Origin of the sequence: Chelativorans alearensis (genome assembly GCF_010993735.1) — a bacterium.
GTDB classification, from domain to species: Bacteria; Pseudomonadota; Alphaproteobacteria; order Rhizobiales; family Rhizobiaceae; genus Chelativorans; species Chelativorans alearense.
The window spans coordinates 39,252-53,201 of the sequence record NZ_WQNI01000007.1 but is presented as its reverse complement, the minus strand read 5'-3'; the positions used below and the strand labels follow the sequence as shown (position 1 = coordinate 53,201).

13 protein-coding genes and 1 pseudogene are annotated in these 13,950 nt (G+C 66.0%); all 14 read right to left on the bottom strand.

Annotated elements, in window-relative coordinates:
• Positions 1 to 37: 37 nt before the first annotated feature.
• Positions 38 to 151: pseudogene (locus GPJ75_RS12015) on the bottom strand (DUF2274 domain-containing protein); the annotation flags it as partial.
• Positions 148 to 1,287, bottom strand: a complete 1,140-nt coding sequence (locus tag GPJ75_RS12010; RefSeq protein ID WP_205602511.1) for a TraB/TrbI/VirB10 family type IV secretion system protein — start codon at positions 1,285 to 1,287, stop codon at positions 148 to 150. The gene GPJ75_RS12010 and the pseudogene GPJ75_RS12015, both read right to left, overlap by 4 nt.
• Positions 1,284 to 2,282 carry a P-type conjugative transfer protein TrbG gene (gene trbG / locus GPJ75_RS12005; protein ID WP_163268385.1) on the bottom strand — a complete coding sequence of 333 codons (999 nt, stop codon included), beginning with the start codon at positions 2,280 to 2,282 and terminating at the stop codon, positions 1,284 to 1,286. Before trbG ends, GPJ75_RS12010 begins: the two co-directional genes overlap by 4 nt.
• Positions 2,279 to 2,968: a conjugal transfer protein TrbF gene (gene trbF, locus GPJ75_RS12000; protein ID WP_163268383.1), complete on the bottom strand. Its 690-nt coding sequence runs from the start codon at positions 2,966 to 2,968 to the stop codon at positions 2,279 to 2,281. The genes trbG and trbF overlap by 4 nt, the downstream gene beginning before the upstream one ends.
• A complete protein-coding gene (trbL, locus tag GPJ75_RS11995) occupies positions 2,965 to 4,347 on the bottom strand; it encodes a P-type conjugative transfer protein TrbL (protein WP_163268381.1) in 1,383 nt (460 codons plus the stop codon). Before trbL ends, trbF begins: the two co-directional genes overlap by 4 nt.
• A 3-nt stretch (positions 4,348 to 4,350) precedes the next feature.
• Positions 4,351 to 4,638, bottom strand: coding sequence for a putative entry exclusion protein TrbK-alt (gene trbK-alt, locus GPJ75_RS11990; protein ID WP_163268379.1), 288 nt, complete (start codon positions 4,636 to 4,638; stop codon positions 4,351 to 4,353).
• 10 nt (positions 4,639 to 4,648) lie between these two features.
• Positions 4,649 to 5,413: a P-type conjugative transfer protein TrbJ gene (trbJ, locus tag GPJ75_RS11985; RefSeq protein WP_163268377.1), complete on the bottom strand. Its 765-nt coding sequence runs from the start codon at positions 5,411 to 5,413 to the stop codon at positions 4,649 to 4,651.
• Positions 5,410 to 7,866 carry a conjugal transfer protein TrbE gene (trbE, locus tag GPJ75_RS11980; RefSeq protein ID WP_163268375.1) on the bottom strand — a complete coding sequence of 819 codons (2,457 nt, stop codon included), beginning with the start codon at positions 7,864 to 7,866 and terminating at the stop codon, positions 5,410 to 5,412. Before trbE ends, trbJ begins: the two co-directional genes overlap by 4 nt.
• A 13-nt stretch (positions 7,867 to 7,879) precedes the next feature.
• Complete coding sequence (locus GPJ75_RS11975) at positions 7,880 to 8,161, bottom strand: VirB3 family type IV secretion system protein (RefSeq protein ID WP_163268373.1); 282 nt, start codon at positions 8,159 to 8,161, stop codon at positions 7,880 to 7,882.
• Complete coding sequence (locus GPJ75_RS11970) at positions 8,161 to 8,493, bottom strand: TrbC/VirB2 family type IV secretion system protein (protein ID WP_163268371.1); 333 nt, start codon at positions 8,491 to 8,493, stop codon at positions 8,161 to 8,163. Before GPJ75_RS11970 ends, GPJ75_RS11975 begins: the two co-directional genes overlap by 1 nt.
• Positions 8,490 to 9,479 (bottom strand): P-type conjugative transfer ATPase TrbB, encoded by a 990-nt coding sequence (trbB, locus tag GPJ75_RS11965; protein ID WP_163268369.1) that lies wholly within the window; start codon positions 9,477 to 9,479, stop codon positions 8,490 to 8,492. Before trbB ends, GPJ75_RS11970 begins: the two co-directional genes overlap by 4 nt.
• Before the next feature lie 186 nt (positions 9,480 to 9,665).
• Positions 9,666 to 10,094, bottom strand: coding sequence for a CopG family transcriptional regulator (locus GPJ75_RS11960; RefSeq protein WP_163268367.1), 429 nt, complete (start codon positions 10,092 to 10,094; stop codon positions 9,666 to 9,668).
• Between the two features lie 5 nt (positions 10,095 to 10,099).
• The gene (locus tag GPJ75_RS11955; RefSeq protein WP_163268365.1) at positions 10,100 to 12,085 is read right to left on the bottom strand and encodes a conjugal transfer protein TraG; all 1,986 of its coding nucleotides are present in this window, start codon (positions 12,083 to 12,085) and stop codon (positions 10,100 to 10,102) included.
• Between the two features lie 24 nt (positions 12,086 to 12,109).
• A complete protein-coding gene (locus GPJ75_RS11950; protein ID WP_163268363.1) occupies positions 12,110 to 13,849 on the bottom strand; it encodes a relaxase/mobilization nuclease domain-containing protein in 1,740 nt (579 codons plus the stop codon).
• Positions 13,850 to 13,950: the final 101 nt, after the last annotated feature.

Below are 13,950 nucleotides of genomic sequence, written 5' to 3'. Positions count from 1 at the left end.
TACCTCCCGTCCATGAGACATGGATATGTTGACTATTCAGATAATCGGCATAGGCGACGAGGTTGCGGTGGAGCACCGTCGGTAGTTCCACCATCACCTTGACGGGTTTGTCCTTCACGAGGGAACCGAGCTTCAGCTTTGCCGTGGTCAACTCCTGTAGGGTTCGAGCACTAGATCTCTCGTAACGATTACCCGGACCGGGAAGCCCGGCCGGATCGTCAGAGTCGGCGCGACCTGCAACTGGCGCTGGACGATCTGCAACCCGGCCTGATTGATGGTGTCCTGCGCCCCGTCGCGGATGGCGCGGATCAGCCGGTCCTCGTCATCGGTGGCGAGTTCGGTTCCGACCGTGAGCAGCGTCGAAAGACCGGCGGCCTTCATCAGATCCCACCAGTGGTAATCGACGCCATCCTCAAGGCCCGCATAGCCGGAGGCGTCCGCGCCAGGCTGGCGCTCCAGAACGATGGATCGGCCATTGGGGAGGATCAAACGGTTCCAGACCAGAAGGACACGGCGCTGGCCGAACGTCACGCCGGCATCGTATTGGCCGATGATGCGCGTCCCCTGCGGGATCAGGAGCAGGCTGCCGGTTGGGCTGTCATAGACGTTCTCCGTCACTTGCGCGGTGATCTGGCCGGGAAGGTCCGACTGGATGCCGGTTATCATCGCGGCCGGGATCACGGACCCCGCCTGTAGGACATAGGGCGAGGCCGGCGGCATGATGCGGTCCGCCGCGACCGTCCGACGGTCCACCGGCCCGTTGAGGAACGCCGTGTGCCGGTCCTGAGTGGCCGTCTGGTCGAGTTGACCGGCCAGGCCGAGACCGGCGAGGCTCGCGCCGGCTCCGGGTGTAGTGCCCGTGCCCGGCGCGGTCTGGAAGAAGACGCGGCTGACGCGCGCGGCTTCTCCCTCGGCGAGACGGCGCTGTTCCTCGGGATCGACCGCAGGCGTCGTCATGACGGGCGGCGCGATGGGCTGGCCCCGGTCCTGCGCGTCGAGGATCGGACGGCCGAGATCGCCGGGCAGCGCCGGTCCCAGGACCGGGCCGGTATAGTCGCGCGGCAGGCCGGACAGGCCGTCCGCCGTGGGCTGGTTCTCGGTCGAATAGAGTTCTTCGCCGCCAGATCCCATGTCGCGGGTCTGGAGCGCATAGATCAGCGCCCCGCCGATGCCGAGAAGTGCTGCGGCGCCGACGCCGGCAAGCATCTTGCGGGACAGGCGCGTGACGCGCGGCGGCTCGGCGCGCAGGCGCATGGGGGCTGCATTCGTGGTCGTGTTTTCGGTCATGACGACGAGCCTCTTTTGCCTGCGCTTCTCTGCTGCGGGACTGCGGCCTGCCGCTCCTCGATGCGGACGATCCTGACCACCTGCTCACGCTCGCCGCTGCCAAGGCGCAGTTCGGCCGCGCCGAACAGGCGGTCCACGATCAGGATGTTCCGGTGGATGCGGCTGTTGACGATCTGCGGCTCGCCGTCCGAGCCGAGAACGAAGATCGGCGGCATCTCGCCCTGCACGATGCCACGCGGGAAGACGACATAGACGCGGCGGCCATCGTCGAAGACGGAGATCGGCCGCCAGGGCGGGCTGTCCCCGGTCAGACCGTAGCGGTAGTTGCGCGCCGCCTCGGCCGGGATGACCGGCGCAGCGGACACGGTCTGGCGCAGGCCTGCGGGCGGCGCGGGATAAGCCCATGCCACGGCGGGCATGTAGAGCGTTTCGCGCGCGCGCAGCTCGATCATGTAGGTGCGCCGGTCGGTGGTGATTACGAGATTGGTCGAGATGTCGGGCCGGGTCGGCTTAACGAGGATATGGACGCGGCGGTTCACGCCGTTGCCGCTCTCGGTGTCGCCGATAATCCAGCGCGCGGTATCGCCCGCCGCAATCGGTCCCGCCACGGTCAGACTCTCGCCCGGCTGCAGCGCAATATTGGTGATCTGCCCCGGTGCGGCATAGACCTGATAGAGCGCGCCTTCGGACCACGGGTAGATCTGGATGGCGTTGTAATAGCCTTCGCGGCGCGGCTCGACACGGGCGGCGGCATTGGCGTTCTCGACGCGGCCCGCTGGTGTCGTCGCAGCGGTCCCACCCCGCGCAACGGTCCAGGCCGGAGGCGTGTGCAATGGCCGAGGCCGGTCATCGGTGACGGCGGCTTGCACCACGGGCAGCGGCGGCACGTCGCTGTCATAGCTGAACTGCGGCGTGCGGTTGGTGGCGCAACCAGCCAGCGCAGTCGCGGCCAGCAAAGCCGCCAATGCGGGTTTAAGGAAAGTCGTGCGGGTCATTGGCTCATCTCCCGCGACCAGTTGATGGCATTAACGTAGATCCCGAGCGGATTGACCTTGAGCCGCTCGGCATCGCGCGGCGGCTGGATCACGATGGTCAGGATCGCGGTCCAGCGTTCGGTGGTGGAGAGCTGGCCGTTCTCGAAATGGCGCTCGGTCCAGGCGACGCGGAAGCTGTCCGGCGACGCCCGGATGACGCTGGAGACTTCGACGGCGACCTGCTGGCGGCCGACGCGGGTGAACGGGTCGTTGGCGCGGGCATAGTCATTGAGCGCCGCCGCGCCGCGATCGGTGGTCCACTCGTAGGCACGCAGCCAGTTCTGCCGCACAATGATCGGATCGGCCGGGATCGAGCGGACCTGTTCGATGAAGCGGCCGAGATGCCAGGCCACCTGCGGGTCGGTCGGGCGATAGTCGGCCGTGGCCGGAGCGACAGTCTGTGCTTGGCCGAGATTGTCGACCTGCACCACCCAGGGAACGACGGTCCCGCGTGCCGATTGCCAGACAAGCGCGGCGGCGAAGCCGGCCGAAAGGACCAGGCTGCCGAAGGCCATCAGCCGCCAGTTCTTCGCCTGTACGCGAGCCGAGCCGATGCGTTCGTCCCAGACTTGTGCGGCCTTCTGATAAGGGGTCTCAGGTTCCGGCGTCTTGCCGTAGTGCGTTGCCGGTCGTTTGAAGATGCTCATGTGCGGTCACTTTCGGAAAGGTTGACGGAGGAGCCGGAGCCGTGGCTGTCGCCGGCGCGGATCGCGTGCGCGGCCGTGCTGACGCCGTGGCTCATCGCCTGGCTGCGTTTCATGCGCTTCGCCCAGTCGGGAGGGTCTTCGCGGGAGGGTACCGAACCAGCGGTCGAGGCAATGCTGCCGGAGGTGTCGCCGGTGGCGTCACCTCCCACGGTACCCATGGTCGAGGAGCCGCCGGTTGCCCCAAAGCCACCCTTCACGCCGTCCGAGAAGCTGGATTTGACGCTCTCACTGGCTCGTGTGGCGGCCCGACGAAGCGGTGAGCTGGCTGCAGATCCACCCGCGCGGGCAACGCCACCAAGACCGGAGGCCACGCCGGAAGCGCCGGTCTGCCCCATGGAGCCGAGGGTGTAGGCGGAGGAAGCTGCGCCAGCAGCGGAGGCACCACCGCGGACCGCAACGGCGCCTCCAGATAGGGCAGCAGATCCTCCCTTCACGGCCAGACCGGCCGCACCGCCAGCAGCAAGAGCCGCGCCACCGACCGCGAGGCCGGTGCCAACGGCGGCGCCAGCGCTGAGTTGCGGCCCACCGGAAACAAGACCGCTCGCGATACCAGGTCCGAATATGCCGAGGCCGAGAAGGGAAAGTGCGGCCAGGACGACAGCCATGGCGTCGTCGATGGTCGGGGTCTGACCGCCGAAACCGGCCGTGAACTGGCTGAAAAGCGTGGAGCCAATGCCGATGATGACGGCCAGCACCAGCACCTTGATGCCACTGGAAATCACATTGCCAAGCACACGTTCAGCCATGAATGCGGTCTTGCCGAACAGGCCGAACGGGATCAGCACGAAGCCGGCGAGCGTCGACAGCTTGAACTCGATCAGCGTCACGAAGAGCTGTACGGCCAGAATGAAAAAGGCGAGCAGTACCAGCGCCCAGGCGAAGAGCAGGCAGGCGATCTGGATGAAGTTCTCGAAGAAGGCGACCCAGCCCATTAGGTCGGAGATGGATTCGAGCAGTGGCCGGGCGGCATCGAGGCCGATCTGGGCGACCTTGCCGGGGCGCATCAGATCCTGCGCGGAGAAGCCGGTGCCAGTGGCTTTCAAGCCCAGGCCGGAGAAGCTGTCGAAGACGATCTTCGCGAGGTTGTTCCAATTGGAGATGAGATATGCGAAGACGCCGACGAACAGCGTCTTCTTGACTAGGCGCGCGATGATGTCGTCATCGGCTCCCCAGGACCAGAAGAGCGCCGCCAGCGTCACGTCGATGACAATCAGGGTTGTGGCGATGAAGGCCACTTCACCCCCGAGCAAGCCAAAGCCCGAGTCGATGTATTGGGTGAAGACCCCGAGGAAGTTGTCGATGACACCCGCGCCACCCATGGATCACCGTCCTTCGGTGGATTGCGGAGCGGCGGGCGCGGGCGTGCGGCCGAGGAATCGGTCACGGGTCTCGGCCCAGACGCGCAGGCATTCCGCATCCCCGGCCGCCTGCTGTCCAAGCTGTTGGCACCGGCGCTGGCCCTCGCGCAGCGGGTCGCGTTCGGGCTGAAGGAGGCGTACCGGCGAGGATGCCGGCGCGTCTTCCTTGCGAGTCATCTCAATGACGGTCGCCGTCACCGCGACGGCGACGAACACGACAGCGCCCAGCCGGGCCAGCGTCTTGCCGTCCATTGGCCTATCCTCAGTTTCCGTTGAACATCTGCGCGTGGCCGGGCTGGTAGCCTGTGCCCGGCGTGAGGAAGCGGCGGCGCTGTTCGCGTCCCTGCTCGGCCGCCGCCGTGCGTTCGGCTTCGGTCAGCGCGCCGGCACGGCCGTTGGCGGCAAGCAACGCGACCAGGTCGGAGAGCTGCTGCGACTGGAGCGCCAGAAGCTGGTTGCCGGCCTGCGTGGCCTGAAGCGCGCCGGTCGCGCTTTGGCTCCGGTCGACGAGTTCCGACATATGCGTGCGATTGGTGTCGATGTTGTTGACAACCCCGGCCTGAACCCGCATGGCGTCCTGCAGACCGCCCACGGTGTTTTGCCAACGGTTGCGCGCATTCGCGACCAGCTCTGCGTCGGTCGCCGACATCGACACATTGCCGTATTGCTGCTGAAATGCCTGATCGATGCCTTGAACATCGAAGGCGATGTTCTGCGCCTGATCCAGGAGCTGCTGCGTCCGCCTGACGTTCTGCTGGAGTTGCTGAAGCGACGAGAACGGCAAGCTCGCCAGATTGCGGGCCTGGTTCATCAGCATGGTCGCCTCGTTCTGAAGCGAGGTGATCTGGTGGTTGATCTGCTCCAGCGTCCGGGCGGCGGTCAGCACGTTCTGCGCGTAGTTGCTGGGGTCGAAGACGATCCGCCACGCAAAGGCCGGCGTGGCCAGCATGGGCGAGAGCGCGAGTGGCGCAGCCATGATGGTTGCGGCCAGGAGAACGGCGCGCGAGCGGAAACGGCGGGTGGTCATGGCTGTGGGTCCTTTTCGGGCTGGGGCATGGGCGTCGGGAAGTTGGGAATGAGATCGACCGCCCAGCCGACATCTCGGGCATTGAGCCAGGCGGAGAGAAAGCCTTCGCGGCCGTGTTCGGAAACGAGGCTGGCGATCAGCGATTGGTCAGTCTTGGAGGACGCGGCGCAGAGCGCGAGGCCGACTTCGGAAAGGCTCAGCTCGAACAGGCGGTTGCCGCGCCGCGACTGGCAGTAGTAGTCGCGCTTGGGCGCCGCCCGCGCGAGGATTTCGATCTGCCGGTCATTGAGACCGAAGCGGCGATAGATCGCCGTGATCTGCGGCTCGATGGCGCGTTCGTTTGGCAGAAGAAGCCGTGTCGGGCAGCTTTCGATGATGGCGGGCGCGATATCGCTGCCGTCAATGTCGCTGAGCGACTGCGTGGCGAAGATGACGCTGGCGTTCTTCTTCCGGAGCGTTTTCAGCCATTCGCGGAGCTGGCCGGCGAACCCTTCGTCGTCCAGTGCAAGCCAGCCCTCGTCGATGATGAGCAGCGTCGGCCGCCCGTCGAGCCGGTCACCGATGCGATGGAAGAGATAGGCGAGCACGGCGGGCGCGGCCCCGGTTCCGACTAGCCCTTCGATCTCGAAGGCCTGCACGTCGGCCGAGCCCAGATGTTCGGTCTCGGCATCGAGCAGCCGGCCATAGGCGCCGCCCACGCAATAGGGCCGAAGGGCCTGCTTGAGGTCATTGGCCTGCAACAGCACGGCAAGGCCGGTGATGGTGCGTTCTTCAACGGGTGCAGTGCTAAGCGATGTCAGCGCCGTCCAGATATGCTCCTTGGCTTCGGGGGTGATCTTGATGCCTTCGCGCGTCAGGATCGCCACGATCCAGTCGGCAGCCCAGGCGCGCTCGTAGGTGTCGTGAATGCGAGCAAGCGGCTGGAGCGAGACGGAAGAATCCGAACCTTCGGTCAGGCCGCCGCCGAGATCCTGCCAGTCTCCGCCCATGGCGAGTGCGGCCGCCCGGATGGAACCGCCAAAGTCGAACGCGAAAACTTGGGCGCGCTCATAGCGGCGGAACTGCAGAGCCATGAGGGCCAGGAGCACGGACTTGCCGGCACCGGTCGGGCCGACGACGAGGGTGTGGCCCACGTCGCCGACATGGATGCTCAACCGGAACGGGGTCGAGCCTTCGGTCCTGCCGTAAAGCAGCGGGGGTGCGCCGAAGTGCTCGTCCCGTTCCGGCCCCGCCCACACGGCGGAGAGGGGGATCATGTGGGCGAGATTCAATGTGCTGATGGGGGGCTGGCGGACATTGGCGTAAGCGTGGCCGGGGAGCGAGCCGAGCCAGGCGTCCACCGCGTTGACCGACTCGATCATGGCCGTGAAGTCGCGGCCTTGCATGATCTTCTCGACCAGCCGCAGCTTCTCGTCGGCAAGGCGCGGATCGGCGTCCCAGACGGAGACGGTGGCCGTGACATAGGCCATGCCCGCCATGTCGGCTCCGAGCTCCTGCAGGGCCATATCAGCGTCGGCGGCCTTGTTCGCCGCATCGGTATCCACGAGCGCTGATTGCTCGTTGGTCATCACCTCTTTCAGAATCGCCGCAATGCTCTTGCGCTTGGCGAACCATTGCCGCCTGATCCGGGTTAGCAGCCTGGTCGCGTCGGTCTTGTCGAGCAGGATCGCGCGGGTAGACCAGCGATAGGGAAAGGCGAGCCGGTTCATCTCGTCGAGCAGGCCGGGCGTCGTCGCCGTCGGGAAACCGACGATGGTCAGGATGCGCAAGTGCTGGCTGCCAAGCCGGGGCTCCAGGCCGCCGGTCAGCGGCTGGTCCGCGAGCAGCGCGTCGAGATGCATCGGGACTTCAGGCACGCGGACGCGATGCCTGTTGGTCGAGATGGTGGAGTGCAGGTAGGTCAGCGTCTCGCCGTCGTCGAGCCAGGCGCATTCCGGCATGAAACCGTCGAGCAGCGCCAGCACGCGGTCGGTGCGATCCACGAAGCCGCGCAGGACTTCCCACGGGTCCACACCCGCTTTCTCGCGGCCTTCATAGAGCCAGGCTTCAGTTCGGGCGGCTTCCTCGGCCGGCGGGAGAAACAGGAAGGTGAGGAAGTAGCCCGACACGAAATGCGTGCCTTCCTCCTCGAAATCGGCCTTGCGCTCCGCATCGACGAGCGCCGATGCCGCGTCGGGAAAGGTGCTTTCGGGATAGGTCGCTGCCTCGCTTCGCTGCGCCTCGACGAAGATGCTCCAGCCGGAGCCTAAACGGCGGAAGGCATTGTTGATGCGGCCAGCGACCGCGACCAGTTCGGCGGCGACGGCGGAATCCAGATCGGGACCGCGAAACTTCGCGGTACGCTGGAAAGAGCCGTCCTTGTTGAGCACGACGCCCTGCCCGACCAGCGCGGCCCAGGGCAGATAGTCGGAAAGCCGGCTGGAGGTGCGGCGATATTCGGCCAGATTCATCATTGCGAAGCCTCCCTCACACCGACAGATGACCGGGAATGCGCAGGTGCCTCCGCCCGACTTCGACGAAGAGCGGATCGCGCTTCGCCGCCCACACGGCCGCGAAATGGCCGATGGCCCAGACGGCGATTCCGACCAGCCAGAGGCGCAGGCCGAGGCCCACGGCTCCGGCCAGCGTGCCGTTCATGATTGCGATGGAGCGCGGTGCGCCCCCGAGCAAGATATGTTCGGTCAGCGCCCGGTGGACCGGGATCGAAAATCCCGGCACCGCGTCGAGTTGTTCGAAAGCGACCGCCATCAGACGAGCGCCCCGCCGCCGAACGAAAAGAAGGACAAGAAGAAGCTCGACGCTGCGAAGGCGATCGATAGGCCGAACACGATCTGGATCAGGCGGCGAAATCCCCCGCTTGTGTCGCCGAAGGCGAGCGCCAAGCCCGTCGCGATGATGATGATGACGGCAACAATTTTCGCAACCGGTCCCTCAATGGACTGGAGGATCGATTGCAGCGGGGCTTCCCACGGCATTGACGACCCTGACGCACGGGCGGCGGGCGCCAGCATCACGCCGATGGCGACGGCGGTGGCGGCCGTTGCCATACGTTGGCGGTCGCGCGAAAGGAATCGGATCATGTCGGTTCTCCTGTCGGGTTGGAGGCTTGGGTTGCGGGGGTGATGCGGTAGTCTCCGTCGGAGCCGAGCCCTTCGACGCGGGCGAGCTCAGCGAGTCGGCGCGAGACGCCGCGGCCGGACAGCACGGCAACGAGGTCGATGGTCTCGGCGATCAGCGCGCGCGGGACCGTGACGACGGCTTCCTGGATAAGCTGCTCGAGGCGCCGGAGCGCGCCCATGCCGGTGCCGGCATGGATCGTGCCGATGCCGCCCGGATGACCGGTTCCCCAGGCCTTCAGGAGATCGAGGGCTTCGGAGCCGCGCACCTCGCCGATGGGGATGCGATCGGGACGCAAGCGAAGCGACGAGCGAACCAGATCGGAGAGCGTTGCCACGCCGTCCTTCGTTCGCATGGCGACAAGGTTCGGCGCGGCGCATTGCAGCTCGCGCGTGTCCTCGATGATGACGACGCGATCCGTGCCCTTCGCCACCTCGGCGAGCAGCGCGTTGGTCAGCGTGGTCTTGCCGGTCGAGGTGCCGCCAGCGACGAGGATGTTGGCGCGGGATTGGACGGCCGTGCGCAGCGTCGCGGCCTGATCGGTGGTCATGATGCCGGCGGCGACGTAGTCATCGAGACTGAACACCGCGACGGCCGGCTTGCGGATAGCGAAGGCCGGCGCCGCGACGACCGGCGGCAACAGCCCCTCAAACCGCTCGCCGGTTTCGGGAAGCTCGGCCGAGACACGTGGAGCTCGCGCATGGACCTCCGCGCCGACATGGTGCGCGACGAGGCGCACGATGCGCTCACCATCAGCGGCTGACATCATCTCGCCTGTATCGGCCAGACCTTCGGAAAGCCGGTCCACCCAGATACGGCCATCCGGGTTCAGCATCACCTCGACAATGACCGGGTCTTCCAGAAACCGCGCGATTGCCGGGCCGAGCGCGGTGCGCAGCATGCGTGCCCCGCGCTGGATCGCTTCCTGTCTCTGGTGGGTGGATGCCATTTCGTCCCCGTTTCTCGTGGGGACGCAACAGATGATCCCCGGTCGGGGATGATTAAAAGAGCCCGAAATCAGGCCTGTTCAACAGGTTTCCGGCGTCGTAGTAGCGTGGCGTGCAAATACAGGAGAACGGCGGTGACACGCTGACCTTAATCGGGAGTCACACAATCCCATGGCGGGCTCCCGCCGTCATGCCTGCGATTCGCCTACGTCCTCGGAGATCTCCTGCCTGAGCTTTGGGCCATGTGCGAGGCGTCGGCCAAGCGCTGCCACGAACCGCTCATAACGTTTGCCCGCCTCGGCGCGCGCAGCCTGGGCGGCAGGTTCAGGCAGGGCCGGCGTCGTGCTCAGCCAGAACCGGATGAACACCGCCAGGCTCTCGACCGCGATGCCGACATCGCGCTCCATCCGGGTCATGCGGCGGTCGAGTTGGTCGAGGCGCTTGACGATCAACGCCTCGCGCCGCTCGGCGTCATCCGGCGACAGGAACGAAGCGATGGCCGCCTCGGCGATCATGGATTGCGATTGTTCCCGGCGCACGGCGTAGTCGGCCAGACTTCTCATGACATCCGGGTCGAGATAGACGGAGACCTTCCGTTTCTTCATACTAGCCGTCATGACGCTTACAACTCCATGCCGTCATTAGGGTCGAGCGAGACCTGGCAGGCGACACCCTGCACGAGCCGGGTCATGCGCTGATTGCGTGTCGCGTCCTCGTCGATGTCGTCGGGCGGCTCGATCTCGAACTCGTTGTCGATCGGCTTCTTTTTCTCGACGGGTTTCACACGGCTGAGTTCGGGTTGCTGCCGGCGTTCGGATTCGGTCGGATCTTCATCTTGCCTTCCGGACGCGGCCGGCGCCGCAGCCGCTTCCGGCTGCGCCGGGATCGGCAGGCGGCCCCAGTCGTCCGGATGGGCAACCTCGGACTGGAACAGCTCCGGTGGCGGCAGAACGCGCTCCGTGAAGCGGACGTCCTCGTAGTAGCGCGCCTTTTTCGCCCGGATCGGCGGCGTGCCGGCGACCATGACAATCTCGTCGCTTGGCGGAAGCTGCATGATCTCGCCCGACGTCAGCAACTGGCGGGCAGTCTCGGAGCGCGACACCATCAGATGACCGAGCCAGGGCGAGAGCCGATGTCCGGCATAGTTCTTCATCGCCCGCATTTCCGTCGCGGTGCCGAGCGCGTCCGAGACACGTTTGGCAGTCCGCTCGTCATTGGTGGCGAAGCTCACGCGCACATGGCAGTTGTCGAGGATGGAGTTGTTCGGGCCATAAGCCTTCTCGATCTGGTTCAGCGACTGCGCGATGAGGAAGGATTTGAGCCCGTAGCCGGCCATGAAAGCCAAAGCGCTCTCGAAGAAGTCGAGCCTGCCGAGTGCCGGAAACTCGTCCAGCATGAGCAGCAACCGGTGCCTGCCGGTCTTCGCCTGCAGATCCTCGGTCAGGCGGCGGCCGACCTGATTGAGGATCAGGCGGATCAGCGGTTTTGTCCGGTTGATGTCGGAGGGCGGGACCACGAGGTAGAGCGTTGTCGGGCGCTCACCGCCCACGATGTCGGTGATGCGCCAGTCGCAGCGGCGTGTCACCTCGGCAACGACCGGATCGCGGTAGAGACCCAGGAACGACATGGCGGTGGAGAGCACGCCCGAACGCTCGTTGTCGGATTTGTTCAAGAGCTCGCGCGCGGCGCTGGCGATAACAGGATGCGGACCGGCCTTGCCGAGATGCGTGGTCTTCATCATCGCAGCCAGCGTCGACTCGATCGGGCGCTTCGGATCGGAGAGGAACGCGGCGACGCCGGCGAGCGTCTTGTCCTTCTCGGCATAGAGGACATGCAGGATCGCACCGACCAGCAAGGCATGGCTGGTCTTCTCCCAGTGGTTCCGCTTTTCCAGCGAACCCTCCGGATCGACCAGGATGTCGGCGATGTTCTGAACATCGCGGACTTCCCATTCGCCGCGGCGGACCTCGAGCAGCGGGTTGTAGGCCGATGAGTTCGGATTGGTCGGATCGAATAGCAGCACGCGCCCGTGGTGCGAACGGAAGCCGGCGGTAAGCTGCCAGTTCTCGCCTTTGATGTCGTGAACAATGGCGGAGCCCGGCCAGGTCAGAAGCGAGGGCACGACAAGGCCGACGCCCTTGCCCGACCGCGTGGGCGCGAAACACAACACGTGCTCGGGTCCGTCGTGACGGAGATATTCATGCTCGTAACGGCCAAGCACGACGCCATCGGGATCGAGCAACCCAGCCGCCTTGACCTCTCCCTCTTCCGCCCACCGCGCCGAGCCATAGGTGGCGGCGTTCTTCGCCTCGCGCGCGCGCCAGACCGACATGCCGATGGCCGCGGCGATCGCGATGAATCCGCCGGATGCGGCGATGATGCCGCCCGTGGCGAAAATCGGTGGCGCATAAGCTTCGTAGAAGTACCACCACCAGAAGATCGCGGGCGGGTAATAGACCGGCACACCGAACAGTTCGAACCAGGGTGGGCCGAGCTGCGCCTGAAACCCGAGGCTCCACGCTACGTATTGCGTTGCGCCCCAGGTGGTGAAGAGGATGATGAGGAAGACCACGATGATCTGCCCCCAGAGGATTTTCGTCGCGGACATTGCGGCTGTCCTTTCTGGTTGAGGTTAGAGGCCCAGCCCCCGTTTGCGGCCGAAGCTCCAGTCGATGCCGCCGTCGTCGCGGGCGATGCCGGAGACGTGGCGACCGAGTTGCTTTTCGAGCGAGGGCGACCAGGGCACGAGTTGGAAGCCGAGGCCGTCATCGATCATCGCGAAGCGGCCGGAGGCGAGCGTGAAGCGCTGGCGATAGGAACCGGCGACATATTCGCCGCTGCCGGCGCGGTTGAACGGCAGGCCGATCTCGGCGGTGAGCTTGTCGCCGAGGGCGTCAAGCTCCCGGCGACGAAGCGTGTCGATCAGCCGGCGTGCGAAGATGGTGCGCCCGCTCTGACGCTCGGCGAGACCTTCGCCGACCAGATGATCCGCCCGTTGTTCGAGGGCCTGGCGCACCTCGGCGCCGAAACCGCCTTCCGAGAGCGCCACGGGATCGCGGGCGATGGCTTGCCGGTCGAGCCAGGTGGCACCCGGCGCGGAGACCTGCTGCTGAAGATCGAGATCGGAACGAACGGCGAGCGCAACGCGACGCTCGCCGCGCGCATCCTCATAGGTGCGTAGTTCGACGATCGAGCCGGGCGCGCTGTCGCCGGCGGCGTCGAGATGCGGCAGCTTGATGTGGTGGGTGCGGCCGTCCACGCCGTCGACCACGGCATAGGCCGTGCCCTTCAGTTCGTCATCGAGGCCGCGCTCCACCAGACGTCCGATCACAGGAACGTCGAGGCTTTCCGCCGCGAGCACATAGCTCGCCGAACCGCGTTCGATGCCGCTTTCGCTCAAGGCGCGGTGCATGCGCTTGATGATGTCGCCGCGCTCGCCGAGTTCCCGTAGGACCGTTTCGGCCTCGTCCTTGATGAACCACTGCGCCGGGCCGACCTGGCCGGCGACGCCGAGGACTTCCAGGGTGCGCAACCGCCCGACCTTCAGCGCATGGAATTCGTCCGGCTGGCGGTCAGGATGCGGAGCGAGATCGACGATGCCGGTCTTGCCCCCATCGCGCACCAGCTGCCGGTCGAGTTGCGTCCAGCGTTCCGCCTCGACCTGACGCTCCAGATTGCGGCGGATGTCGAGGTCGGTGCGCGGCCCCAACTCCATGGTGGCAAGATCCTGCGCGCGGGCGCGCATGCCCTCCTTGATGTAGTCACGCGAGATCACGAGGTCCTGGCCATCATCGGTGCGGCCGCGCAGGATGATGTGGACGTGGGGATTGTCGGTGTTCCAGTGATCGACGCCGACCCAGTCGAGTTTCGTGCCGAGATCCTTTTCTGCTCGGGCCATCAGATCGCGGGCAAAGGACTTGAGGTCGGCCATGTCCACCGCATCCTCCGGGGACACGATGAAGCGGAAATGATGCCTGTCGTCCTCGCAGCGCTCGGCGAAGGCGCGGCCGTCCATGTCCTCGCTCTCCGGCCCGAACAGCCGCGGCTTCTCCCCGTCACGGGTCACGCCGTCGCGGCGCAGATAGTTCAGATGTGCGCCAAGCGGAGCGCAGCGCGCACTGTGACGGACGACGCGGGTCTTGATGACGACGATGCGAGAGCGCCCGGTGAGCAGGCGATTGGCCTGGATGGCGGCGCGCTGGCCGCGTCCGAAGCGTGAGCGATTGCCGGGGGTGATCCTGCCGGAACGCGAGACGCGACCGCCGGCCTTCTGTGCCGCCGCCAGCGCCTGCGCGATGAAGGGCCGCGCCTGTTGCGCGCGGGTCGAGCGGATGCGCCCGGGACGGATGCGGAAGTCACGCTCATCGGACATGGCGCACCCCCGCGACGTTCAAAATACCAGGAAAATTCAAAGGCATGGACCTTCGGCGCACGGTGCGCAAAAACCCTGCAACGTGCGGAACGCGCCAGAAA